The following is a 545-nucleotide window of genomic DNA, read 5'->3' as shown; positions in this document are numbered from 1 at the left end:
GTTAGCACCAGTGAAAGTGGGAGATGAATTTCGGTTTGGCGTAGCCAAAAAGTTTCGCTTTTTATTTTTGGTATGCTATAATCAGTCGTATCAAGTATAAGGGTTGATATAACTGTGAAATTAGATAGTAATAATCATTCAGTGTTCTTGTTGTATTACCATCTGGTACTTGTCGTGAAATATAGAAGAAACGTATTCGATGATGAGATATCCGATTATGCGAAAGACATGTTTGTGCGACTGGCAGAGGGCTACAATATCACTCTCATAGAATGGAATCATGATAATGACCATGTACATGTTCTGTTCAAAGCACACCCTAACACCGAAATGACAAAGTTTATCAATGCATACAAGAGTGCAAGTTCTAGACTCATCAAGAAAGAATTCCCGCAGGTGCGAAAGAAATTGTGGAAAGATTACTTTTGGTCAAGAAGCTTTTGCCTACTTACAACAGGAGGTTCACCTATTGAAGTGATAACGAAATACATCGAAAATCAAGGCATGAAGTGAGGTGAGATGATATGGCAAACAAAGCGTATAAG

Annotated in this window: 1 protein-coding gene; it reads left to right on the top strand. The window is 37.6% G+C overall.

Translation table 11 applies throughout. From position 1 onward, the window contains the following. The first annotated feature begins 114 nt into the window (after window positions 1-114). Window positions 115-513: an IS200/IS605 family transposase gene (gene tnpA / locus ACIFQN_RS35705; protein WP_429837788.1), complete on the top strand. Its 399-nt coding sequence runs from the start codon at window positions 115-117 to the stop codon at window positions 511-513. Window positions 514-545: the final 32 nt, after the last annotated feature.

This window comes from Brevibacillus sp. NRS-1366, assembly GCF_050467985.1.
The sequence above is the reverse complement of the archived record's forward strand: the minus strand, read 5'-3'. Positions and strand labels throughout refer to the sequence as shown.